The organism is Paenibacillus tarimensis, from assembly GCF_021532315.1.
Taxonomy (GTDB): domain Bacteria; phylum Bacillota; class Bacilli; order Paenibacillales; family Paenibacillaceae; genus Paenibacillus_I; species Paenibacillus_I tarimensis.
The window spans coordinates 24,037-48,017 of sequence record NZ_JAKGAO010000027.1 but is presented as its reverse complement, the minus strand read 5'-3'; the positions used below and the strand labels follow the sequence as shown (position 1 = coordinate 48,017).

Genomic DNA, 23,981 nt, shown 5'->3' with positions numbered 1-23,981 from the left:
TTGTAGTCTTTCTAAAGGGATGGCCCGAAGTCATATGACTTCCGGGACATCCCTTCATTCTTAATGCAGGCCCTTGACCCGCTCAGCGGCGCATTGGCCGGCCATGAAGCCGGTGGAGAAGGCGGCTGTAATGTTGTAGCCTCCCGTGTAGCCGTGAATGTCGAGCACCTCACCGCAAAAGTAGAGTCCGTCCATTAGTTTGGACTGCATGGTTCTCGGATCTACCTCCTTAATATTGACACCGCCGCCGGTTACGAAGGCTTCCTCGATGGATAAGGTTCCGTTAATCTCCACTGGGAACGCTTTGATTAACTTCGCCAGCTCATTCCAAGCCTGCTTGGGGATATTATCGTAGGTGATGTCCTCTTTCACGCCTGCAAGTTTTAAAATGAGAGGAAGCATTCGCTCGGGCAGGTAGGCTTTGAGCACATTCTTGACCGTCTTCTTCGGCTCGGCCCGGCACAGCCCGTAGGTATGGGAATAGACTTCGTCGACTCCCTGCTGCGGTTTAAGGTCAATTGTAAGCGTTACGGTCGGCACCTTGAACTGCTTGCGTACCTTCACAACGAATTGGCTGCAGCGCAGGACGATGGGGCCCGAAATTCCGAAATGGGTAAAAATCATGTCGCCTTCATGCTTAATGACGAGCTTGCCCTTGGGATTCCAGACCGTAAGGGTCACATCACGCAGTGACAAGCCCTGAAGCTCCTTACTGCGGATGAAGGGCTCGCTGGAGGTTAATGGAACCTCTGTCGGATACAGCTCCGTGATTGTATGTCCCGCCTTCTCAGCCCATACGTAGCCGTCACCGGTTGATCCGGTATGCGGCACCGATTTGCCCCCGACTGCAATAATGACAGCCCCGCATGTGAAAGTCTCTCCACTCTTGAGCCGGATGCCGGCTACCCGCCTGTCGCGGAACAGGACATCTTCTACAGGGGAGTTTACCCTGATTTCGACCTTCTGCGAGCGGACCTTGTTAACCAGAGCATCAACAACAGTCTTCGCTTTGTCGGACACCGGGAACATTCTGCCGTTGTCCTCCTCCTTCAGCCTGATTCCCATTCCCTCGAAGAAATCCACAATATCCCTGTTGCTGAACACTGCTAGCGCACTATGGAGAAAACGGCCGTTGCCGGGTATATGTTTAATGAGCTCATCCAGCTCCTTGGCATTCGTCACATTGCAGCGGCCTCCGCCCGATATGCCGAGCTTTCGTCCCAGCTTGTCCCCTTTATCCACGAGCAGAACCTTGGCTCCAAGCCTGCTTGCCGAGACGCATGCCATGAGCCCGGAAGAGCCTCCGCCAATCACGATCACGTCGTAATGCAACTGTCATCTTCCTTTTCATTAGAGTCATGCAGATAATACCATTAGGATCGGAATTAAGACAACTCGCTCCCGGCGAGGGTGGACCAGAATTTGCCATAAGGGGGCTTCCTGATAAATAATAATAACAGACGAACCAGAAGAGGTGGCCAATGAAACCAGTACGCATCATCCTATTTGATTTGGACGACACACTGCTTCATTTCGACGATTATTGGACGGTTAGCATGCGGGAGGCCTTACGGACTTTCCCGCTGACGGCGGATATCGACCTGGAGGTTCTGTTCCCGGTTTTCCTGGAGAAGGACGAGCTCTTTCATATTGAATGGCTGGAAGGCCGGCTGGACGGCAGCGAATTCCGCAGGCTTCGGTTCATTGATACTTTAGCCGCGGTTGGTGTGGCTACAGGCCGTGAGGAGGCGGATGCTTTTGAACGTTGGTACTGGTCTGCACGGGCGCCTCATATTCCGTACGACACGTCCCTCATTGCCAGACTGCAGCGGCTCGCAGCGGCTTATCCGCTTGGGATTGTGACCAATGGAACAACTGAGGATCAGTTCAACAAGCTGAACCGGATGGGACTCGATATGTTGTTTACACAAGAGAATGTATTCATCTCGGATGCGATGGGGGCGGCCAAGCCAACCCCGGATTCATACCTGATTCCTGCCAGAGCATTCGGCGTCCGGCCGGAGGAGGTGCTGTTCGTCGGTGACTCGTGGCAGAACGATGTGGAAGGCCCGATCCGGCAGGGAATGCAGGCCGTCTGGATGAACCGCAAGGGGCTGCCGCAGCCAGCTGAACCGAAGCCGGCCGCGGTTATTACGGACCTGGCAGAGCTTGAGGAGCTGCTGGCAGACCGTTAGACACCAATCAATACATTGCTGTGATGAGGAGGAGTGACAGATGCAGGCCATGCAGTTAGACACAATCAAGCTGGCAATGTCAGACGGTCTGGAGCTGCACGCGACACATTATTCTCCGGCTGACCGTGAGGCGGTGGGCGCCATCTGCCTGCTTCATGGCATGGGTGAGCATGGCGGGCGTTATGAAGAGCTTGCCGGGCGGCTGGCGGGGCAAGGCTATGCCATCCTTGCGCCTGACCAGCGGGGACATGGCTGCACACCCGGCAAGAGGGGGCACGCGGAGTCGGTGCTGAGGCTCGCTGAGGATGCAGCCAAGTCGATTGAATATACACAAGCGCTGCATAAGGGGCTGCCGGTCTTCCTGTATGGCCACAGTATGGGAGGGAATGTGGCGCTGAGCTGCGCCCTCCGCTACCGTCCTTCCATAGCCGGGCTGGTGCTCTCCAGTCCGTGGCTAAGGCTGGGGTTCGAGCCTCCCCGCCATAAGGTCATGCTCGGACAGGTGCTGGCCCGACTGCTGCCGTCCCTGACTCTGTCTACCCAGCTTGAAGCGGGTGCCTTGTACCGCAACGATAATCAGCTTATGAAGGATTGGGAGGATAAGCTGCTGCACAACCGGATTTCAGCGGCCTTGTATTTCTCCCTGACCGAGGAAGGACGCCGCTCCATCTCTTCCATGTCTGAGCTGAAGGTGCCTCTGCTGCATTTTCACGGTACGGCCGATACGATTACATCCTATGCCGCGAGTCACGAGGCGGCGGGAAGGGTTGAGTGTGAATGTCAGTTTGTTCCGCTCGAAGGCGGCTATCACGAGCTTCATCACGACGAAGAGCATGAGCGTTTTACCGGCATCCTGATTGAGTGGCTGAACCGGCATGTACATTCGGCTAATAGGGTGGGCTAGAAGCGACAGGGCTTCCAGCCTGCTTTTTTTGAAGCTATATATAGGCTTAAGGATAATACCTCTGGATTGTAATATATGGGTGTATATGCTTTAATCGGAAGTAGTAAGGCTTGTGGAATGGGGGAGAGCTGAAATCCGTGCTGGAACATATCCTGTTGCAAATGTTTTTATCTCTTGTTCCTGTTTTTGCGTTTCAGATCTGGTACGACCGACCTGGAAGACGAAAGGGTATCCCGGTTTTCCTGGCGTTATTCTCCATACTGACGCTTATCCTGTGTGCGCACTTTTCCAAAGATATTGAATATGGTCTGGGAGTGGACAACCGTTCTATTCCTTATGTAATTGGAGCTCTCTACGGGGGACCCGCAGGCACTGTACTGCTGACAGTCATGTATGCAGCATTGTGGACACCCCAGCTGACAGGCTTCGGGGACGCTCTCGAAATGACGATTTTTACAGTTCTTCTGATCCCTATGCTGATGTTTGGCAGAAGACGGTTTGAGCAGCATGATCGAACGACCCGACTGCGGGCTATAGCGGCAGTAAGTTTCATGATTTTTTTGAAAATTGCTTCAGTTATTCTGCTTGAGCACGTCTTCTACACAGGCTTCACAGCAGCTGCTGTTATGACAACCGTGCTGCACACGGCGGGTTCGGCCGCCTTGCTGTGGGCCGCTATCCTGCTCATTGAAGGTACAATAGAAAAACAGAGAATGCACCACCGGCTTACGGTGGTATCGCAGGATTACCGCAATGAAGTACAAAAGCTGCAGCAGTTCATTGATCTGACGCCGTTGGGTGTAATTATTGTGGACCAAGCAGGAACTATAACGCATATTAACGAACAAGCTGTCCGTTATATAAGCGAAGATCCGGCAAGCCATGGACGGGCGTCACTGATTGGCGGTATGGTTGGTGATATGGACTTCAGGGAAGAGGCTTCCCCGGTGCGGGGCCTGTTGCTTGAGGTGCTGGAGGGACGCACGCTGGCCCCGGATATTACGCGGGAAGAGCAGCGGGTGCTTGTGAGGACGGCATTTAATATCCGGGATGACGTCAGCCGCGATATTATTGGGGCCGCGGTCATTATTCACGATATTACGGAAGTGAGCCATCTCAAGGACGAGATAACCCGTGTGGAGAGGCTCAGCCTCGTGGGGCAGATGGCCGCCAGCATTACACACGAAATTCGCAACCCGATGGCTGTTATCCGCGGATTCGTACAGCTTATGCAAGAACGTAGTGCAGAAGGGCAGCATGAGTACTACAGGATCATTATGGATGAACTGGACCGTGCTAACAGCATAATTAATGATTTTCTGTCTCTTGCCCAGAATCGTGTTATCGAGAAGGAAAGTCAATCGCTTCACGACGTGCTGAATATGCTCAGTCCTCTGCTCTGGGCGGATGCCAATCTGAGGGGACAAGTCATTGAGCTTGATCTGTGCAGCGATATGCCGCCCATGGAAATGAATGAAAAGGAAATCAAGCAGTTAATTCTCAATCTTGCCCGCAACGGCATGGAAGCCATGGACGAGAAGGGCAAGCTGGTTATCCGTACCGGCTGCACAGACGATACAGTGGAGCTTTACGTCGAGGATAATGGCGCGGGTATCCCGGCCGATCAGCTTGAGAGGCTCTTTGAGCCCTTTTATACAACTAAGTCGCGGGGAACCGGTCTTGGCCTGCCCTTATGCCTGAGTATAGCGGAGAGGCACAGCGGCTCCATTAGGGTGGAGTCGGAAGAGGGTAAGGGGACAACCTTTATTGTAACCTTCCGGAGGGAAGCCGGGAGTGATCCTATACCGCAGCAAGCAGGATAACATACAGAATAGTGCGGTCTGACACTGCATATACTAGCCTCGGAAGGAGGCGGTGTACATGTCCAAGAATCGTGAGCGCGACTCGGAAAAATACAAGGGTCCAAGTAAAACCGGCAGCCGCGGCAACCAGTCCGTCCAGCCTGAAAATCCCGCATTCGACAAGAAGCTGGATGGACCGAACCGTCCGTCTGTTTGACGGGAGGTTACCTGAAATGCCAGGGAATCATAAACGTAATACCTCTCCGGCTGCTGCTGAGGAAGCGGCTGCCGGACAGAACAGCACTTTAAAGGATGATCCCGAGCTCGATCCGTACGAGATTGACTTCTTGCCCGAATTCAGGCAGAACCGCGGTCCCCGCGGCCCGTTCCTCAATTCTCAGGGTGTCGTAATCGGCGACCATGACTATGATTCCCCTCAATCCCCGCTCCATAACTGGTCTTCGGATACAGACCCAGCTGTGATGAGCGGTGAGGAATGGGTTCATCCGTTTAAGGATATCGGTTTCCGGACAGAGGAAAACCGGCAGCTGTTCGAGAAAGGGATACGGCCTCAATCGGGTATTTATATGCATCCGGAGCTGAGTACTTCTTATGAGGCATTCCATCCGGAGCTGGAGTCTAAGGGCTAGATATGAGGTGTGACAAACAACCGGGAGCAGCGCTCCGGTTGTTTCTCTATATATAAGGTTAAATAAAAGGTGACGGCGTGCAGCTTTGCTTTTCACTTATATCCGAATGTATAATAGAACCAAATCCGATAGGGGTAGAGGAGTGATTTACGTATGTCGATGTCATTTGAACGATACATGATGGATATGGTACAGCCGATGCGTGAGGATTTGACGCGTCTTGGCATCCAGGAGCTGCGTACGCCGGAGGAAGTGGAGGAGAAGCTGCCCAATGCCAAGGGCACGGCGCTTGTAGTCGTAAATTCCGTGTGCGGCTGTGCAGCAGGCCAATGCCGTCCAGGCGTAGCGGAAGCCCTGAAGCATGATATTACGCCTGATCATCTGTTTACCGTATTCGCCGGTCAAGATAAGGAAGCAACGGCCAAGGCACGTGAGTATTTCGCGCCATACCCGCCTTCTTCACCATCCATTGCACTGATGAAGGACGGAGAACTGGTCTATTTTATTGAACGCCACCAGATCGAGAACCGCTCGGCTCAGGAGATTGCCGCGGACTTAACAGGTGCCTTTGACCGATTCTGCCGATAAGGGGAGGGGAACGGACATGAGCTTGCAGCAGGAGATTATTGCCAAGCTGGGCGTTAAGCCCGAGATTAATGTCGATGAAGAAATTCGCAAACGGGTGGACTTTCTGAAGGATTACGTGAAAGGCTCGAACACTTCGGGGCTGCTGATCGCGATCAGCGGCGGAATTGACAGCGCGGTTGCAGCAGGCTTGTGCAAGCTTGCGACCGATGAGCTTTCACAGGAGAGCGGCAAGGAGTACATCACGCTGGGTGTGTACCAGCCTTATGGTGAACAATCGGATATTGCCGACAGCTATGCAGTAGCCAAGGCGTTCGATCTGAAATACCAGGCTGAGACGAATATTGAGGATGCCGTTAACGAAGTGGCCCTTGAGGTGGAGCATGCCTACAAGAACATGGGGAATCCGCGTCACATCAGCCGTGAGAGCAAGGGGAATGTGAAGGCGCGCATGCGGATGGTAGTCCAATATGCGCTGGCATTTGACCTGAACCTGCTCGTTGTTGGAACAGACCATGCATCCGAAGCCGTAACCGGTTTTTACACGAAGTGGGGCGACGGGGCTGTAGATATTACGCCGCTGAGCTCGCTCAATAAGCGTCAGGTCAGACAGCTTGCCGCTGCGCTTGGCGTGCCGCAGTCCATATTGGACAAGGCACCGACCGCAGGGCTGTGGGAAGGCCAGACAGACGAGGGCGAGCTTGGCATTAAGTATGATGATAACAGCGACTACTTGGAAGGCAAGGAAATTGACCCTGCCATCCGTGAGAAGCTGGAGAAGAAGTACCTGATTACGGCCCATAAGCGTGAGCCGATACCAGGTATTTAGATCATGGAACAGCAAACAGCCCCTTCGCAGGGGCTGTTTGCGTTATTGCGGCAGGCGAGGGGAGTGAGCCTTGCTTGTGCTCCGCCGGGTGATTTGTTCAAGCCGTAAACTATACATAAGGCTAAGTCTGGTTGGCCCGGACAGTGCCGGCTTTGCGCTTGCCTCTTAATTTATTGAGGATTTTCAACCGGTATTTGGAGAAGATGACCCTCAGAATGAAATATCCGATCACCGAGAAGATAACACTGTTTAAGGTGCCTCCAATGAAGATATCAAGGCCAACCTTGCGGATCCAGTGCAGCACTCCGTTAATAAGCGGACCGAATACTCCGCTGTATGCAGGCTCAGCGGCCGGGCTGTTGACCGCTTCCTCCAGAGGAGCTGTAGAAAACAGGCCGCGTACCAGAGGTCCGCTCTGGACGTTCAGGAAAAATAGCAGAGGCCAGGCGACGGAGCCGATCGCCGCGGCGATCAAAGCAGTCGGCACATTGCCTCTTAGCAGCTTGGCGAGCCCGACTGACAATGCGGGTCCGATACCGAATGTAGGGTACCAGCACGGAAAGAAGCCGACAATGAAGCCTAGTGAGACGGCATGAGGGCCTTTATTTTGACGGAATAGTTGGATCATATAGTACTTAGCGCGTTTAGTGAGCTTCATGCGGGGTATTACTCCATTCCTAATATTCTTCCTATCATTCTACATGATTCTGCAGCAAAATACCGAAACTTTAAACAAACTTTACATGATGGAGAGGTTGAACGGCGTGACTGAGCATAAAACAGCAGAAAAGCTTATACCCGTACATATCTTAAGCGGATTTCTTGGCAGCGGCAAAACGACGCTGCTGACCCGAATGACCGAGTATTACCGGGAAATGGGGTACAAGCCGGCCATCGTAATGAATGAACTCGGAGAAGTCAATCTTGATGGCCAGATATTGGACAGTGATGTTGCCATGACTGAAATGCTGGGCGGCTGCATCTGTTGTACGATCCGCGGAGATTTGACGCTCGAGATAAAGGCTTTGATTGATGAACATAATCCTGATGTCATTCTGATTGAATCGACGGGCGCTGCCAACCCGCTTGAAATTATTGACGGCGTGACCGAAGCGGCAATGTATACCCGGACCGAGCTTCGCTCCATCATTACAGTCGTGGACGGGCCGGCGCTAATCGACAGGCAAAAGCGCCCCAAGGACCGTACCTACAAGCTGATGCGGGAGCAAATCCGCTGTGCGACAAGATTGATTCTTAATAAGGCTGACAAGCTGGAACCGGAAGAACTGGTGCTGGCGGAGCAGACAGTCCGGGAGTGGAATTCGCATGCGCTCCTCACGGCGACGGTTCGCTGCGCAGTTGATCTCGGGCAGCTTGCAGATGCAGTGCCTCCGGCCACACGGACTGCGGCTGGACATGCCGGTTCAGCGCGGAATAATGGAGAGCTTCATGAGCATTCACAGAACTGCGGTCATCATTATGACGAATCAGAGTCACATCAGGCTTCCAAGCACGAGAGCCATGATCATGTTATGGCGGTTACCTACTATTTTCATCGGCCGGTGGACAGCAAAGCATTTGAACTTTTTCTGCAGAAGCTTCCCGAGAATATATACCGGGCCAAGGGAGTTCTGACATTCCGGGACACCCCAAGCCGGTTCCTGTTTCAGTATGCTTTCCGCGAGTCTGATTTTATTAAAATCACCCCGCAGGGCACGGTCCATGATGTGGCAGTATTTATTGGAGAGCATTTCTCACGGGGGGCGCTGCTGGAGGAACTGGCTAAGCTGGAAGGATGAGCGGCGGGGCACACGGATGCGGCTGATTATCGTTTCATCATGACGGGGGACGGGTACAGGGAAAGCAAGGAGGTGTTCCATCCTATGTCTTTTTTGAGATTAGAACGACATGTGAAAGAGCTGGAAGACTATTGTGCTGAATCCGGACACCGTGTTCTCAGTCTGTATCTGAACACGGAACCGGACCGGAACCGTCCTCAGTCATGGAAGATCAAGTTCAAGAGCGGAATGAAGCGTCTGCGTGAGTATGCGGAAGCTGAAGGCGGCGAAGAGCAGGTGAAAATGTTCGACCATCTCCGCCCGTCTGTAGAGCATGCCGTGGAGGAAATGCGCGGCGACCTGAAGAAAGGCCTGCTGCTCTTTGCCTGCTCCTCAGGACAATTCACGGTGGTGGAAACGGTGCAGGTGCCTACGCCGGACGCGTTCTACTGGGAGGACCGTCCTCATATGCAGGAGCTGCAGGAGATGATGAAGACCTATCCGCCAGCCGGCCTTGTGCAGGCCGGGAGCGACGGCGTGTCGGTCATTTCGACTTCTCTAGGTGAGATTGTGGATGAATGGCATTATGAATGGGATATTCAGCAGGATCGGTGGAGGCAGAAGAAAGGCCTCGGACATGCAGGGATCCTGGCTTCGAGCGCTAATCACAGGGATCAATACGACAAAAAGCTGGATGTGAACCGTCAGCGCTGGCTGAAGGATTTCGTTCCTGTACTAGAGTCTCATACCCGTAAACAGAAGTGGAAGGAAATCATTCTGACTGGTGAACCGGATGTGACGAGTGACCTGGTTGGGATGTTGAACACCAAGTCCCGTCAACGAATTATCCCGAAGAACTTTAATGGCATGCCTTCCGCCCAGTTGCTGCAGGAGGTTCACTCTAACCTGCGGTGATCACAGCAAGCTATTGAGCAAGCGTTTACAAGTTTGATGTCGATAAGGCTAACTCCTCTACATGCTAAGGTTGTTTATCTATAGAGATGAAGCTGTTACCCGAAAGACGGGGTGGCAGCTTCTTTTTTTAGGTGAATTTAAGGGACGGGTCCTGAATAGGCCCCTATAATGGAGGTGAGCAGGCAGCCGGGTTGATTTGGCCTATTAATGGAGGGGATATGGAAATGATTTGGAAGACAGGTAAAGTGCTTTTTTTACTGATTCTGGTCATTGGGGCTGGCTTCATTGCAACGTTAATCATTAGTTTCATGCCAGGTGCAGTATTTTACCGTCCCTTCTGTATGGTTGTGGCAGGCTGGGCGGCTGTGATGGTCTTGTGGAAGTGTTTTGGAAGGACGGGAAGACGGCGTTTCTGGCAAATTGTATTGGTGTCCCTGCTGCTGTTCATGACAGCGGCAGTTGCCTATGAGCTCCGCAGCCAGTATATACGTAGTATACCAACAATTAATGAGGATTCCCTGATACTTGACCGATATGCTCCCTTTGTGGAGGGCAGCAAGGTCGCCCGGCTGGCTGAACGGCCGGAGCTTAAACTTCACGAACAGCTGCCGCGCCTTGATGGTGCAACGGCGCTCTACCCGCTCTATGCGGCTTTTGTTCAGGCAGTATACCCTGAGGGGGAATATAAGCCGTATGACAGTATTGTCACCTCCACAACGACCAGTCAGGCCTATAAACGCCTAATTGAAGGGAAGGTTGATATTGTATTTGCAGCTCAGCCGTCTAAGGAGCAGCTGGCTACAGCGGCAGAGAAGGGGGTGGAGTTGAAACTCACGCCTATTGGAAAGGAGGCTTTTGTCTTTTTTGTCCATGCAGATAATCCTGTAAAAGGCTTGTCGAGCTCACAGCTTCGAGATATATACTCAGGAAAGGTAAATAACTGGTCGAAGGTGGGCGGAGACAGCAGCAGAATACGTGCTTTTCAAAGGCCGAAGAACAGCGGCAGCCAGACTATGCTGACAGCCTTTATGGATGGAACTCCCATCGAGGAACCGCCGACTGAGGACGTTGCGGGCGGGATGGGAGAGATTATCACGCAGACGGCCGATTACCGCAATTATCCGAATGCCATTGGCTATTCCTTCTTGTTCTACGCGACCGAGATGGCTTCCAATGGAGACATCCGGCTGCTGGCAGTCGACGGGGTTAACCCGTCGCGCGAGACGATTCGAAGCGGGGAGTATCCGCTGGCTAAGCCCTTTTATGCGGTTACGGCAGGTTCGGACAATCCTAATATTGATCTCTTAATCGATTGGATTTTGTCTCCACAAGGGCAGGAGCTCGTTCACAAAACCGGCTACACACCGCTGGCCGGACATTGATGCAAAGGGAGGCAGGCGCACCTTTTGGCCGGGATGAACAGCTTGGCACGGGAGGGCCCGCACACGTACAGGAGGTTCCGCCATACACTGTAACCAAATACTTGCCAGGTCAAGACTGGTAAGGAAGCAGGTGAAATGTATGGCAGCTGAAAAAGGAAACTGCCGTGCCCGCCGCAGACGGCGGCTGAGCTCGGTCCCGCTGCGTAAGGCGGCAGCCGCTATGGTGCCCTTTTACCGTGCGATTGCAAGCAGCGAACGTTATGCCCGAAGGTGGTCCAAGGCTATTGCCCGGCCTGATTTGGTACGGCTTGAAGAGCTGCTTAAGCTCGTGTCGCCGGCAGCGGCGAAACAGGGTCTTGGAACGAACGGGATCGGATATTTTATCTCGTTTCCTGTAGGTGACTCTATAGCGCTCTTGACGAACGGAATAACGATTCCGCCCGGTACTGTTCAATTTACCTTTCAGACGAGGGTGCACCGCTCATTAGCCAGAGCTGTCCTGCCCTTCTACCGCAAGCTGGCGGCGAGCAGGTCCTATGCTGCCGCTCTCGCCAAGGCCATCCGGCTTGGTGACAAGCGTGCGGTGAACAGCATGGTACGCAGTATAGTGCCTACGCCGGCATTAAGATCGGTCACGATCCAGGATATGGGCCTCGCGTTGCTATTTCAGTATTCCTTCAGCCGTTACCCGTATCGTAATCTGCTGGTTTACGAGATGGGATGACAGAGGTGAAACGTATCCGGCTCGTCACGCTTGTCAAACCAGTCCGCATAATTGGTCAAGTTCCCTCATAGACATGTTATCAGTTGGAAAAACATTGTGAAGAGGGGATGATCTCATGCGTCGCATGAAGTGGCTTGCGGCCATCATTGTATGCTTCTCGGTATTGGTTGCGGGATGCGGGACAAAGGATGCGGAAGCGGTTGTGAAGGATTTGGATAAAGTGATGGGCAGCATGAAGAGCTACCGGGGAAGCGGTACAATGACGCTGCATACCGGCCAGCAGCCGCTTAACTACCAGGTAGAGGTATGGTATCAGCAGCCTCAGTATTACAGAATTGCCTTAACGAATGAGAAGAAGGATATTACACAAGTGGTGCTTCGCAATGATGATGGCGTGTTCGTGCTGACCCCGAAGCTGAACAAGAGCTTCCGGTTCCAAAGCGACTGGCCGCAGGACCAGGGGCAGGTTTACTTATATCAGACGCTCGTCCAGAGCATATTGAAGGACAATCAGCGCCAGTTTGTTATGGATGAGGAATCGTATGTTTTTGATGTGATGGCCAACTATCAGAATGCATCGCTTGCGCGGCAGAAGATCTGGCTGGATAAGACGGATTACAAGCCGAAGCATGTGGAAGTAAGTGATGCCAATGCCAAGGTTATGGTCGAAGTGGATTTTAAGAGCTTTGAATTTGACGTCACCTTCGATAAGAACGCGTTCGATATGAAAGCGAACATGGGTGCACAGGGCGGAGTGGAGGACGAAGCCGAGGGCATGCAGGAGGATCAGGATGCCATGACCGGCGTTCAGCCGGGCGAGGCTGCCGATGAGGAAGGGCTTGGAACCGACAGTCCGGACAGCGGGGCGCAGCCGGATGAGCAGACTGATGGCAAGCTGCCGGTGGAAGGCGAAGACGGCGAAGGCACCGGCAAGGAAGCCGAACCGGGCAGCGGAGAGCCGGGAGAGGAGCAGAATGAGGGTGCTGCCTCCTCAGGTGAAGAGGTGCCGATGAACTTTGTCACGATGGCGCCGAGCTATTTTCCTGAAGGAGTTTCCCTTCATGAGATGAACGATATTACGATTGGCGGCAGCAAAGGCGTGATGCAGCGCTATAGCGGAACCTATGATTATACGCTGATCCAGTCTATGCCTGAGGACGAGGCTGTGTTTCACCCGAAGGGGACATGGATTGATCTGGGGCATACTTGGGGACTTCTGGCTGGCGAGGAGCAGCGGACGCTGGCATGGACATATGATGGTTACGAGTACAGGCTGACTACGGCTACCCTGCCGGAAGCCGAGATGTTTAAGGTAGCGCAGTCAGTTATGGAGGAAATGGGAAAATAACAGCCGCGTGCCCTGAGGGGCCTGCAGGTGATCCGCGTAAGGCGGACCCTGCGGGCCTCTTTATTTTTTGGCTGGCTGCCGGGCTTTTTCCGTATCGGTAGGGATTCATTCATTGACAGGGTAAGCCCGCCCGGTTTACCATAATGCTATTGGTTCATGGAACAGGAGAAGGTGAAAGGGAAAGTGGACGCTTATCATCGTTCGACACGCGCAGAGATATCCTTGGATGCCCTGCGGAATAACATCACGGCATTCAGGTCCGCTATACCTTCTGGGATGCTGCTTATGGCATCTGTCAAAGCAAACGCCTATGGGCATGGAGCTGTTGAGACGGCCCGGGAAGCAGCTGCAGCTGGAGTTGATTATCTCGGTGTCGCATTCCTGGATGAAGCTGTTCAACTCCGCCGCTCAGGCATTGATACACCGATTCTGGTGCTGGGTTATGTGCCGCCTGCGGGGTATGCTTTGGCGAGGGAGCTGAACATTGCGGTTACCCTCTTCCGCGTCGATGCGCTGGAGGCTGCAGCTAGTACTGGAGAAGCCAAGCCGCTCAAGGTTCATATCAAGGTCGACACAGGTATGGGTAGGCTGGGTGTTCTGCCCGGCGAGGAAGCAACAGGATTTATTGAACAAGCGCTTCGCACTCCGGGGATTGAGGTAGAAGGCCTGTTTACCCACTTCGCGAAGGCGGATGAGCAGGACAAGACGTATACGAAGCTGCAGTACGAGCGCTTCAGTGAAGTCGTCGATTATGTCCGGCGGCATTCGCTGCCCGTCACGCATATCCATTCAGCCAACAGCGCTGCGGGAATTGATACGCCGGAATGGGCGTATGGCATGCTGAGGCTGGGCATTGGCATGTACGGATTATATCCGTCCGATGAAGTGATGAAGAGCCGGATCGCTCTGCAGCCAGTGATGTCTCTTAAGACGGAGATCGTCATGGCTAAGCATGTGCCTGCCGGCTGGGGGATCAGTTACGGCACACGGTATATAGCGTCGGGCGGAGAGCGTATCGGCACCCTGCCGATCGGTTATGCGGACGGATTCAGCCGCATGCTCACAGGCAAGGCCGAAGCGATTGTCCGGGGGGTCCGTGTACCGGTGCTCGGAACGATCTGTATGGATCAGTGCATGATTCATCTGGATCCCGCTGCAGATGCGGGAGGTTTGACAGGCCCGGTACAGGCAGGCGAAGAGGTTGTGCTGCTCGGCAGTCAAGGCGGCGCTAGTATTACCGCTGAGGATTTGGCCGTAAGTTTAGGAACGATTCCCTATGAGATTACGTGCATGTTGGCCGCCCGTGTACCCCGTGTGTATATACGGAACGGGCAGACGGTTGCGGTTACCAATCCGCTTCTCGGCTGACAAAATGGGCAGGGATATTTATTTCCAGCTCTTTTTTAAGCAAGTTAAAGAGGAATTTGCCGCTTTGTCGCGAAATTATTCAGGCAGAGGACACTGTCATGCTCCGGGTATATGCGTTAATGCAGCATATTATCCATACGGCGCACATACAAATGATAGTGTATAAGGTCGCCTAGTAAACGGACATAATGGTAATAGTGTTTTTCTGGAAATGTCTTTGGAGGTGCGTTATTCTTGGCCAATATACAGAATACCAAACGTATCATGATCAGTTTGCCGGATCACTTGCTGCAGGAAGTGGACGGTATCGTTGCACGTGAAAACTCCAACCGCAGCGAATTTATCCGTCAGGCTATGAAATTGTATTTAATTGAACGCAAGAGGCGGCAAATCCGTGAATCGATGCAGCGCGGATATCTGGAGATGGCAAAGATTAACTTGAACATGGCCTCGGAAGCCTTTCAAGCGGAGGAAGATGCCGACGGCACACTCGGTCGTCTCGTAAGCGGGGTGTAGTCTTTGATTGTGAAACGCGGCGATGTGTTTTTTGCGGATTTATCACCGGTTGTCGGCTCAGAGCAGGGAGGCGTCCGGCCAGTTCTCGTTATTCAGAACGACATCGGCAACCGCTTCAGCCCCACAGTTATCGTAGCCGCTATTACAGCGCAGATTCAGAAGGCGAAGCTGCCAACGCATGTTGAGATTGACGCGGAAACACATGGCTTCGACCGTGATTCCGTCATTTTGCTTGAACAGATTCGCACGATCGACAAGCAGCGGCTGACTGATAAGATTACACATCTTGATGATGATACAATGCGCAAGGTGGATGAATCGCTGCAGATCAGCGTCGGATTGATTGATTTTTAATAGCTATGATCCATAGAGGACCGGGCAGCCGGTTCTTTTTTTTGTTCTGTATCTAGTTAAATAGCCGGATACATGAATGTAAATAGTATCTACGGGTCTCTGGTTGACGGCATAGACCGGGTTAGATATAATAAGGTCGGCTATTGTTAAACGTGTGTTTAGAATATATGTTTAAAACATTTGTTTAATGATAAGACCGATCATATAGATAGAGGAGTGGAGAAATTGAAACAAGCTTTACAGGCATTTTTCAAACGGCCTACCACAATGATAGGAATCGCGACAGCACTGCTTTTTCAGCTGATCTTCTCGGTGGTATGGATGACCGGCTATTCAGGGATTTCCGATCGTACAGAGAACCTGACAATCGGGGTTGTAAATGAAGACAAGGCGCTAGGCTCAACCATCTTTGAGAATCTAAAGCAATCGCTGCCCGTGCAGGTGGAGGAGGTGGCGGAGCTCTCTTCAGCGGAGACGCTTCTGGATGAGCGTAAGCTGCAGATGATCGTACATATTCCGGCTGATTTCTCGGCTAAGGTGACGGGCGGCGAGGGAACGGCTGTCCTGAACTACACGATCAATGAATCGAATCCTCAGATGATCAAGACAATGATGTCTGGCATGGCGGCTCAGATTACCTCTACCGTTAACAAGCAGGCCGTCGCAAGCGGGGCGGCGAATGTGCTTGGAGGTCTTAACATGCCGCAGGAGCAGGCGAGCGCGATAGGTGCGGCGCTGTCCGAGAGGGTAGTGTCTAATATCCAGTCGACCAACCCTGTAAAGGGCATTAACAACCAGATGGTACCGATGATGATGGTTCTGGCCTCTTATGTGGGAGCGATGATTATGGCTCAGAACCTGCATCTGTCTTCGCTGGCAGTGCGGGCTCAATCAGGACGCTGGCAGGTGTTTGGGGCACGGGTTATCATTAATGTAGCTGCTGCCGCAGTTGTATCACTGGCTGGTTCGGCCTTTGTGCTTTCGCTTGGCGGGCAGTCCGCGCACGGTTTCCTGGCGTTATGGGGCTTTCAGGCGCTGTTCGTGCTGACTTTTATGTTTGTCGCTCAGATGTTCTTGGTGATCTTCGGCATGGCCGGTATGCTGTTTAACATTGTGACGCTGTCGGCACAACTCGTATCCTCAGGGGCTATGATGCCAAGAGAGATGTTGTCCGACTTTTACCAGGGACTCAGCAGTATTTTCCCGGCGACCTATGCGGTGGAAGGCAGTATGAACATCTTGTTCGGAGGGCCTGATGTAGTGCATGCCGCGCTTGGCCTGCTTAGTGTGCTTGCGGCGGCAGTGGCAGTCAGCGCTTTGGCAACCGCTCTGCGCAAGGGGGATACTGGGGCACTTGCAGGTGTGCCGGCATCACGGCCGGCTCAGTCTTAACAGCTGCTGCTTAAGACGTTTTGACGGCCGGAGGGCGCAGTGGTTGTGTACTGCCCTGTCAGCCTCATTGATGGCATCAAGAGCCTTGGATTAGGGGGAGAAGATATTGTGCCCGGAAGAAACGGATGTAAAGCTGCGCATATTACTGGCGGCGAAGAAGCTGTTTGCCCGTCAGGGCTATGACGGAACGAGCGTACGGCAAATATGTGAAGAGGCCGGCGTCAACGTTGCGCTAGTATCTTATCATTTTGGCGGGAAGGAAAATCTGTTCGGCGCTTTGTTTGATGCTTTTTTTCCTAGCAAGCGCGTACAGGAGGTACTCAGCTTGAGGCTGAGCCCGCTTGCGGGGATCAAGCTGGTCGTGCGGGAGATAACGCTCACCAGGCTGCGTGAACCGGAGCTGATCAGCCTGCTGCAGCAGGAGATCATGGTCCAGTCTCCAAGAATTGATATTATCCGCAAGTATGCGTTCCCTGTCTGGACCTATGTCCGGGATGTGCTCCTGGAGGGCAGGCGGCAGGGCGTGTTCCGCTTTCGCTCCATTGACCACACCTTCATGTCGGTGACGGGGGCCATCCTGTTCCACAAGAAGTCAGACTATTTTCGTCCGCTCTTTACTGAGGAGCAGCAGGACAGTGAGTCGCTCATCCAGGATATTACCGATTTTGTGCTCGGCGGGCTGGGTGTCGATCCGACAGCTTCTGCGGAAGAATGACATTATATTCTAAAAAAGCTGTAGACAGCTGTAGAATAATTTGGTAGACTTTCCACTATAAACGACACTAATACTAAGCAACGCTATGCGAAGAACGCAAGTGATTGGGCTTTAGCCCTGTTACTTGCGTTTTTTTTCGTTGCTGGAAAGGACTTCATGTGAACAGGAAACGTCATGTATGGATCTCTCTGACTGCGGCCCTGTTGTCAGCACTGCTCGTATACGGCTTGTATCAGCTTCAACTGCGCCAGATTGATCTGCAGGAGACCATTCAGGTTGCTGTCCCGGTGCAATTCATACCGGCTGGTGAACGCCTGGCTGCCGGAGACGTCACGGTTAAGTCTATTGCGAAGAGTGCTTACCTGCCCGGCATGCTGACGGATACGGAGGCTATGATCGGCATGGAAACAGCCGTACCGCTGGGAGAGGAGGAGCCGATCCTCGAGTGGAAGCTCGATCAATACCGCCTGTTGCCTGCACGGGATGAGTCAACCTTCCAGATTCCGAAGCCGTATATTCTCTCCATCTCGAACGGAATCAGAGCGGGAGACCGCGTCCGGGTGTATACGACAGGAGAGGCAGCGGATTCGGCCAGGCTGTTCCCGCAGGCTGTCACCGTAGCCTCCGTGAAGACGTCGGCCAATACGGAGATTGATGATATGCAGAACCCCAATCTCTTATCGATGGCCAGCGGGGACCGCGAGCAGATGTATGCTTCCCGCCGGGATGCCAACGGAACAATCGATGCGATCAACCTGAACCTGACGGAGGAGGAATGGCTGGTACTGGATAATCTCTGCAAGCAGGGTAGTGTTAAGCTCGTTATCGCATTTAGTCCAGAATCGCTTGATATCCCGGGTATGACTGGCGGGGAGGGAGAGGGAAGATGAGCATAAGCCCGATTCGTTCGCCGCTCGTTACGTTTACCGGCTCTACACCGAGCATAGGCACGACGACAGCGGCGCTTGCTGCCGCTTGGCGGATTGCGGAGAGGAGCTCACTGCCGGTGGCTTATCTCTGCCTGAACCTGAAGAGCTCCAAGCTGCACCGGTATTTGCGTGTAGACAAGCCGGCGATTACGCTGGATAGTCTTCGTCCGGAGCTGAAAGCCGGATTGCTGACGCCTGAGAAGCTGAGACAGGCTGTATTCCGTCCGGCAGCCGCCCCCAATCTCAACATTCTGTTCGGCAGCATGATGAGAGATCAGGCCGAATTTTTCTCCCCGGAGGAGATCAGGCATCTGCTGGAGACCGCCCGTACCGTATTCGGACTGATCGTAGCCGATGTAAATGCATATTGGGACAATGCCGCGACGGTAACTGCGTTGCTCGAGGCAGACAGCAGGATATTGGTAACCACAACTGCACTATCGCATTTTCAGGAGGATACGCGGCGGTGGCTGGGCCAATCCTCCCCGTTGTTCGGCATTCCATCTGAAGCTTATGAAACGGTCGTTGTACGGCCGCCATGGAGAAATGGAGGGTATACGATGAAGGATATTGAGAAAGAGAGCGGCCTTGCCGCTATCGGGGAGCTGAAGCTGGCGGAGCCGTTCTACGCTCATTTGGACAGCGGCAGTATGGAGGAATGGCTTGGCAGGCATGAACAGGGAAAGCGCGCCATGCAGGAGACGGCAGATAAGCTCATGAATCGGCACAGTGTCCGATTGGGCTCCCATATCAAACGCCAGCCATGGTACCGCAAGCTTCTGGATCACCGCAACGGAGTTGGCTCATGAAGCCGGTCGGCGGCCAACCGGATGAAGTTCGCTTCTCGCCGGCAGACTACGCTGCCCGGCTGAGGCTGGCGTTGCCAGCGGATGGGGGGGCAGAGGCTTGGCGGCAGGATGCAGCCGACAGCCGCAATCAGGATCTGCAGCGGCTTGCTGAGGATATACGCAACTACCTCGCTGCGCCGCGCGGGATGACCGAAGAGGAGCGTAAGGGATATGGAGAGCGGCTGAACAGGGCCGTGCTCGGCTTCCCGCGCGAGCGGGCGGAGATACTCGCTGTAATAACCGACCGGCTGATCCGGCAGCGGATACATCGTCTGCCAGGGGGGCATCACCCTTACCGCAGCCTGGCAGATGCCCTGTTTGCCGAGGTGGTGGGCCTGAATGTGCTGGAGCTTGTTCTTGCCAACAAGGAAGGCTTGGAAGAAATCCAAGTGGTTGGCACCCGGATTTATGAAGTACGCGGCGGGGAAGCCGTAATGTCAGAGCATCGCTTCGCCTCTGTGAAGGAAGTGGAGCGGATTCAACAAAATCTCGTGCTGTATAACAATGACCGCATCACGCCCCGCAAGCGATGGGCGGAGGTGTCGCTGAGCGACGGCTCCCGGGTTACGCTAACAGGGTTTGGTTTCACGGCAGAACCAACATTGACCATCCGGTTTTACACCGTTAGGCATTATGACCTTGAGACACTATGCGCTGAGGAATACGGCACGATGGATCAGCAGGTGAAGGAGCTGCTGCTTGCGGTGCTTCAAGCCCGCCGCAACCTTGTTGTCATCGGTGCGACCAACTCAGGCAAGACGCATCTGCTTAAGGCGCTGCTGGCCGAGCTGCCGGACGAGGAGCGGATTATTACGATTGAAGGCCGGCATGAAATGATGCTTGGGCGCGATTTTCCCGCTATGAATGTCATTGAGTATGAGGTAGATGAGGAGGATCAGCTGCACCGATCCATGCAGGCCTTCAAGCTGGCGCTTAGGCAGTCGCCCAGGCGGATCGTACATGCAGAGATACGGGATGAGGATGCGAACATCTATGTAAGGGCCTGTACGAGGGGGCATTCGGGAAGTATGACGACTGTTCACGCCAATGAGCTGGAGGATGTGCCGGAGGCGATTACCGATATGTGTATGCTGGATGGCCGTTCGATGAACGCAGAGCGGCTCGCAAGGCGTATCACCCGGTACGTAACCCAGATTGGCATTGAGATGCGTATAGTAGGCGGCAAACGCCGCGTCGCCCGAATCGGGGCTTTTGAATGGCGGGAAGGAAGCGCGCATGTCCGTAATCTGGCAGTCTATGATGAGAGCCGGAGCGGTTGGCAAATGAATACAGATGCGGTGCGGTACATAATCTCCGGCCCGAGGGGGGCGGTATGATGTCTTGGCAGGTGGGAGCGGTCGCCGGTGTGCTGTTCGTTTTAGTCTTCACGGCTGTCAGGCAGCTAATGCTTCTGTTCGGCGAGGAGGGCGCGCACCGGGAACGATTAGCTTACCGCAGGAGGAACGGCCTTCGCAGAAGGTCGGCAGACATAGCCGCCAGATTGTGGCTTCAGGATGGACATCTGTCTATCCTGCTTGCGAGTGTACGGTGGCAGGTGAAGCCGACAGTCTTCCTTTTGATGACGGGATTGTTCGGGCTGGGAGGCTTGGCTGCGGGAGCGCTGCTGATACAAACGCCAAAGGGAACGCTGCTGCTGTTCCTTCTAGCGCTCGGCACGCCGTATCTGGTGCTGCGGATGGTATTGACCCACAGGCAGCTGCAGAGCCGGGCGGATTTTCTGCCAGCGGTCGAGCTGTTTTATCAAAGCTATATGATGACCGGAGGCCATCACCTGCGCACAGCTCTGCGCCGGACTGTCGAGGAGCGCCGGCTTCTCGGCCCGATGCACGCGGTGTTTGACCAGCTGTACCGCAACCTGTCCATTAAGGAGGATGCGGATTCAAGCCTGCGGATTTTTGCCTCGGCGCTTGGCCATGTATGGGGGGATTACTTTGCTAGTATTCTACGGGTCGGCTTATCGGAGGGCTGCAGGGTCGGGGATAATCTTAAGACGCTTATTACCGATATGCGGCAGTCGCAGCTTGCCAACCAGCAGGAGAGGAACCGTCTGCTTGAGATCCGGCTGGCCAACTTCTCGCCGATCCTGTTTCTGGCTTTATTCATTGGGATCAACATGCATTATACGCCAGACAGCGCTTATCAATATTATGTTCTGGACCCGCAGGGCAGGGATATGATTCTTAACGCACTAGTACTGATATTTGCATCCTTTGTCATGGGGATCTATTTGTCGCGTAAGAAGATGTGACCAGGGGGTTGGCATTAGTGGGAGATCAGGTTTACCGGCTGGTCGTTATGCTGTTAATGGCCAGTCAGTTCGTGATTGGTGTGACAATGTTCATCCATCTGCTGCGGGCGATCATGTACAGGCGACCGCGTTGGAGCGGTGCCGCAGGTGACGATGGCGCAGAGCGGTTGACTGCACCCGAATGGCTGCTGCGCTTGCTCGGAATCTCGCGCAGCAGTGCATATTATCTGGAGCGGGAAGCGGCGCTTGCCGGCTGCGGCTTGTCCGTGGACCCAGGGCTGTATGCGGCTGTCAGGCGGATGCTTGTAATCGGCAGTGTGGGCTGCGGGGCGGCGCTGGCATTGTACCCGGAGGTTGTTCCGGTGCAGGGACTGCCGGTGTATGGCCCGGCTACCCTGTTCTTTGCGGCAGCTGCAGCTTTTCTTTGGGATCTTCCCATGCTGGAGGCTTTTCGAGGCTACCGCTCAGAGCGGATGATGAGAGAGATTCACGCGATCAGCAACCAGCTGCTGTATTTTGCCGGATCGTCGCTCCATATTCATGCGAAGCTGACGCGTTGTCTGCCCTATACCTCGGCAATTCGCGTTGATCTCGAGCGGATGCTCGGCGAATGGTACCATGATGCGGATTCCGCTCTGAGACGCTTCAAACAGAGGCTGGGTACAGCTGAGGGAGCAGGGTTCGTGGAAACTATCGAAGCGATGCGGATGCATGAGGATGAAGCTTATTATGAGCTGCTGAAGGGACGGATTACCGATTACAAGGCCAAGCTCGAGCTGAGGAAGGAAACCCGCAAGGAGTCGGCGTCTTATGTGCTGTTCATATTGGCGGGTGTCCCGATTTTGTACACCTTTCAGATTTTTATTTATCCATGGGTTCAGGAAGGGCAGAAGCTGTTCCAATCATTGAACTCTTAACCGGTCAGAGGAGGAAATTTAAGGTGAGAAATATTTTGATGACGGTAATGCTGCTGGTGGTTGTTATTCTGCTGTTCAACTCGATTATTGCCAAGGATGGGACAGGCACCCAGGCACAGATTGAGACGCAGGGCAATGCGGCGAATACGAAGATTGGGGCCATTAATCCTTAACGCAGGAAGCGGCAGGAACAGGAGGTGCAGCCTGATGCGGGGGTTGCTAATGACATTGATGCTGCTGGTGACAGTCATCTTGATCTATACGGCCGTGGTGGAAGGAGAGTCGGGGACAAAGGCGCAGGTCGAGTCCTCCGGCAGAGCGATGAGTGAATCGATCCGGGGGATTAGCCCATGAGGTCTGTGCTTGTATTTGTATTGTTCGCGGCAACATTCTGCTGGCTGATGTTCTCTCCCATATACAAGCATGTGCTTATCGTCAGACAAGCGGTCCTGCAAAAGGAGGTGGATTACCTGCTGGAGATTGGTGCAAACGGAGATCACGGATACATCAGCAGCGCTATGATGAGGGAGTCTGCTGAACGCTTGGCTGCTTACGGCTTGCAGGCGGATGAACTCGAATATGATGTGAGGTCTACCTCAGGAGCGGCGGCAACGGATGAGGCTTTCCCCCTTCCACGGGGAATTGGACTTGAGCTGACCGTTCGCTACCCCTATGAACGGCTGTTCGAAATCGACCGTCTAATAGGCCTTACGCCCCCGGGTGATGATGAGCGTATGAGCGCCTATGGCATCAAGATGAGCGAATATGTGCCTTGAGCGATGCTAACAGCAGGGTTAAGGTGGACAAGAAGGATAAGGACGACAAGGGGGATTGAGGGCTGACGAGAATTGTCTTTGTTTGCTATTAAACAGATGAGCGGAGGCGGTCAGCGGTATGAACAATTACAAAACAGAAGGGGCGGTGATAAACAAGCGAAAGGATAGCAGGCTTACAAAGCTGATCCAGCATGGACACATTAGAGGTCCTGCCAGGAAGGAGGGGAATGAGAGAAGATGGACAAGCTGCTGCTGCTGCTGTTGTTTTCGGTTGTGTGGATCATGGTTCATACGCTGCAGATCGACGAGGAAATGGCGATGCGTACGCTGTTCGAAGGCAAGCATGCCGTTAACCGTGCGGCCCACGCGGCAGCTCAGCAGCTCGATCCGCTGGCACTGAGCCGCGGGGAAATCAGGATCGACCCCCGTGCTGCGGCTGAAGCGGGTGCCTTATATCTGCAGGGCAACCTGAAGATTGACGAAACCGGTATGCCGCTCAGAGGGTCGAAGTTAAGAGAGCGGGCGGAGCTGCTGCTCTTCAAGGTGGTGGACGGAGACGAAAGCTTCCCTTATCACTACCGGAATGAAGCCTTCAACTATGAAGTTACGCTGCAGCGTCCAGGGGTCATTATGATCGTGCGGCTCCGTAACCCGAATGTATTCCGCATGCTTGAACCGATTGAGTGGGATATTAAGGGTGCGGCCGAGGTGGTCTATTGATGTGCCTTATTATGGAGCAGGGCCCATGGAATTTGGAACTGAGTAAGGGCTCTTCGGCGTTCATT

At 53.7% G+C, this 23,981-nt stretch carries 28 protein-coding genes; 26 read left to right on the top strand and 2 right to left on the bottom strand.

Going from position 1 to position 23,981, the window contains the following annotated elements; all coding sequences use genetic code 11:
- Nucleotides 1-60: 60 nt before the first annotated feature.
- The gene (locus L1N82_RS20260; protein ID WP_235289279.1) at nucleotides 61-1,332 is read right to left on the bottom strand and encodes a BaiN/RdsA family NAD(P)/FAD-dependent oxidoreductase; all 1,272 of its coding nucleotides are present in this window, start codon (nucleotides 1,330-1,332) and stop codon (nucleotides 61-63) included.
- 149 nt (nucleotides 1,333-1,481) lie between these two features.
- Here L1N82_RS20260 and L1N82_RS20255 point away from each other — a divergent pair, with 149 nt between their 5' ends.
- From L1N82_RS20255 to nadE, 7 genes are all read left to right on the top strand, one after another.
- Entirely contained in the window at nucleotides 1,482-2,195 is a 714-nt protein-coding gene (locus L1N82_RS20255) for an HAD family hydrolase (protein WP_235289278.1), read from the top strand.
- Nucleotides 2,196-2,235: 40 nt separating this feature from the next.
- Nucleotides 2,236-3,099, top strand: a complete 864-nt coding sequence (locus L1N82_RS20250) for an alpha/beta hydrolase (protein WP_235289277.1) — start codon at nucleotides 2,236-2,238, stop codon at nucleotides 3,097-3,099.
- 137 nt (nucleotides 3,100-3,236) lie between these two features.
- On the top strand, nucleotides 3,237-4,922 hold the full coding sequence (locus L1N82_RS20245) for an ATP-binding protein (protein ID WP_235289276.1): 1,686 nt from the start codon (nucleotides 3,237-3,239) through the stop codon (nucleotides 4,920-4,922).
- Between the two features lie 58 nt (nucleotides 4,923-4,980).
- Entirely contained in the window at nucleotides 4,981-5,118 is a 138-nt protein-coding gene (locus L1N82_RS20240; protein WP_235289275.1) for a hypothetical protein, read from the top strand.
- A 16-nt stretch (nucleotides 5,119-5,134) separates the two neighbouring features.
- On the top strand, nucleotides 5,135-5,551 hold the full coding sequence (locus tag L1N82_RS20235) for a DUF3905 domain-containing protein (RefSeq protein WP_235289274.1): 417 nt from the start codon (nucleotides 5,135-5,137) through the stop codon (nucleotides 5,549-5,551).
- Nucleotides 5,552-5,704: 153 nt separating this feature from the next.
- Nucleotides 5,705-6,139, top strand: a complete 435-nt coding sequence (locus tag L1N82_RS20230) for a BrxA/BrxB family bacilliredoxin (RefSeq protein WP_235289273.1) — start codon at nucleotides 5,705-5,707, stop codon at nucleotides 6,137-6,139.
- 16 nt (nucleotides 6,140-6,155) lie between these two features.
- The gene (gene nadE, locus L1N82_RS20225; protein ID WP_235289272.1) at nucleotides 6,156-6,965 is read left to right on the top strand and encodes an ammonia-dependent NAD(+) synthetase; all 810 of its coding nucleotides are present in this window, start codon (nucleotides 6,156-6,158) and stop codon (nucleotides 6,963-6,965) included.
- A 121-nt stretch (nucleotides 6,966-7,086) separates the two neighbouring features.
- On the opposite strand, the gene L1N82_RS20220 is transcribed toward nadE, so the two are convergent.
- Complete coding sequence (locus tag L1N82_RS20220) at nucleotides 7,087-7,623, bottom strand: DUF2062 domain-containing protein (RefSeq protein ID WP_235289271.1); 537 nt, start codon at nucleotides 7,621-7,623, stop codon at nucleotides 7,087-7,089.
- Nucleotides 7,624-7,711: 88 nt separating this feature from the next.
- On the opposite strand from L1N82_RS20220, the gene L1N82_RS20215 reads away from it, so the two are divergent.
- From L1N82_RS20215 to L1N82_RS20125, 19 genes are all read left to right on the top strand, one after another.
- Nucleotides 7,712-8,764 carry a CobW family GTP-binding protein gene (locus tag L1N82_RS20215; protein ID WP_235289270.1) on the top strand — a complete coding sequence of 351 codons (1,053 nt, stop codon included), beginning with the start codon at nucleotides 7,712-7,714 and terminating at the stop codon, nucleotides 8,762-8,764.
- Between the two features lie 84 nt (nucleotides 8,765-8,848).
- The gene (locus tag L1N82_RS20210) at nucleotides 8,849-9,658 is read left to right on the top strand and encodes a VLRF1 family aeRF1-type release factor (RefSeq protein WP_235289269.1); all 810 of its coding nucleotides are present in this window, start codon (nucleotides 8,849-8,851) and stop codon (nucleotides 9,656-9,658) included.
- A 224-nt stretch (nucleotides 9,659-9,882) separates the two neighbouring features.
- Nucleotides 9,883-11,040, top strand: coding sequence for a PstS family phosphate ABC transporter substrate-binding protein (locus L1N82_RS20205; RefSeq protein ID WP_407946790.1), 1,158 nt, complete (start codon nucleotides 9,883-9,885; stop codon nucleotides 11,038-11,040).
- Nucleotides 11,041-11,179: 139 nt separating this feature from the next.
- On the top strand, nucleotides 11,180-11,764 hold the full coding sequence (locus L1N82_RS20200) for a hypothetical protein (RefSeq protein WP_235289267.1): 585 nt from the start codon (nucleotides 11,180-11,182) through the stop codon (nucleotides 11,762-11,764).
- A 115-nt stretch (nucleotides 11,765-11,879) separates the two neighbouring features.
- On the top strand, nucleotides 11,880-13,112 hold the full coding sequence (locus L1N82_RS20195; protein ID WP_235289266.1) for a DUF4367 domain-containing protein: 1,233 nt from the start codon (nucleotides 11,880-11,882) through the stop codon (nucleotides 13,110-13,112).
- A gap of 183 nt (nucleotides 13,113-13,295) precedes the next feature.
- Entirely contained in the window at nucleotides 13,296-14,480 is a 1,185-nt protein-coding gene (alr, locus tag L1N82_RS20190; RefSeq protein WP_235289327.1) for an alanine racemase, read from the top strand.
- A gap of 234 nt (nucleotides 14,481-14,714) precedes the next feature.
- Nucleotides 14,715-14,996, top strand: a complete 282-nt coding sequence (locus L1N82_RS20185; protein ID WP_111147302.1) for a CopG family ribbon-helix-helix protein — start codon at nucleotides 14,715-14,717, stop codon at nucleotides 14,994-14,996.
- A gap of 3 nt (nucleotides 14,997-14,999) precedes the next feature.
- Entirely contained in the window at nucleotides 15,000-15,350 is a 351-nt protein-coding gene (locus tag L1N82_RS20180; RefSeq protein ID WP_111147303.1) for a type II toxin-antitoxin system PemK/MazF family toxin, read from the top strand.
- A gap of 225 nt (nucleotides 15,351-15,575) precedes the next feature.
- Nucleotides 15,576-16,742, top strand: coding sequence for a YhgE/Pip domain-containing protein (locus L1N82_RS20175; protein ID WP_235289265.1), 1,167 nt, complete (start codon nucleotides 15,576-15,578; stop codon nucleotides 16,740-16,742).
- Between the two features lie 106 nt (nucleotides 16,743-16,848).
- A complete protein-coding gene (locus L1N82_RS20170; RefSeq protein ID WP_235289264.1) occupies nucleotides 16,849-17,457 on the top strand; it encodes a TetR family transcriptional regulator in 609 nt (202 codons plus the stop codon).
- Nucleotides 17,458-17,615: 158 nt separating this feature from the next.
- Nucleotides 17,616-18,347, top strand: a complete 732-nt coding sequence (locus L1N82_RS20165) for an SAF domain-containing protein (RefSeq protein ID WP_235289263.1) — start codon at nucleotides 17,616-17,618, stop codon at nucleotides 18,345-18,347.
- Entirely contained in the window at nucleotides 18,344-19,195 is an 852-nt protein-coding gene (locus L1N82_RS20160) for a P-loop NTPase family protein (protein WP_235289262.1), read from the top strand. Before L1N82_RS20165 ends, L1N82_RS20160 begins: the two co-directional genes overlap by 4 nt.
- Nucleotides 19,192-20,571 (top strand): ATPase, T2SS/T4P/T4SS family, encoded by a 1,380-nt coding sequence (locus tag L1N82_RS20155; protein WP_235289261.1) that lies wholly within the window; start codon nucleotides 19,192-19,194, stop codon nucleotides 20,569-20,571. Before L1N82_RS20160 ends, L1N82_RS20155 begins: the two co-directional genes overlap by 4 nt.
- Nucleotides 20,571-21,503, top strand: a complete 933-nt coding sequence (locus tag L1N82_RS20150; protein WP_235289260.1) for a type II secretion system F family protein — start codon at nucleotides 20,571-20,573, stop codon at nucleotides 21,501-21,503. Before L1N82_RS20155 ends, L1N82_RS20150 begins: the two co-directional genes overlap by 1 nt.
- A gap of 17 nt (nucleotides 21,504-21,520) precedes the next feature.
- Nucleotides 21,521-22,420, top strand: a complete 900-nt coding sequence (locus L1N82_RS20145) for a hypothetical protein (protein WP_235289259.1) — start codon at nucleotides 21,521-21,523, stop codon at nucleotides 22,418-22,420.
- A 23-nt stretch (nucleotides 22,421-22,443) separates the two neighbouring features.
- Nucleotides 22,444-22,593, top strand: coding sequence for a hypothetical protein (locus L1N82_RS20140; protein WP_181438713.1), 150 nt, complete (start codon nucleotides 22,444-22,446; stop codon nucleotides 22,591-22,593).
- Nucleotides 22,594-22,627: 34 nt separating this feature from the next.
- The gene (locus tag L1N82_RS20135; RefSeq protein WP_181438714.1) at nucleotides 22,628-22,774 is read left to right on the top strand and encodes a hypothetical protein; all 147 of its coding nucleotides are present in this window, start codon (nucleotides 22,628-22,630) and stop codon (nucleotides 22,772-22,774) included.
- Nucleotides 22,771-23,196 carry a hypothetical protein gene (locus L1N82_RS20130; RefSeq protein WP_235289258.1) on the top strand — a complete coding sequence of 142 codons (426 nt, stop codon included), beginning with the start codon at nucleotides 22,771-22,773 and terminating at the stop codon, nucleotides 23,194-23,196. Before L1N82_RS20135 ends, L1N82_RS20130 begins: the two co-directional genes overlap by 4 nt.
- Before the next feature lie 237 nt (nucleotides 23,197-23,433).
- Entirely contained in the window at nucleotides 23,434-23,916 is a 483-nt protein-coding gene (locus tag L1N82_RS20125) for a hypothetical protein (RefSeq protein WP_235289257.1), read from the top strand.
- Nucleotides 23,917-23,981: the final 65 nt, after the last annotated feature.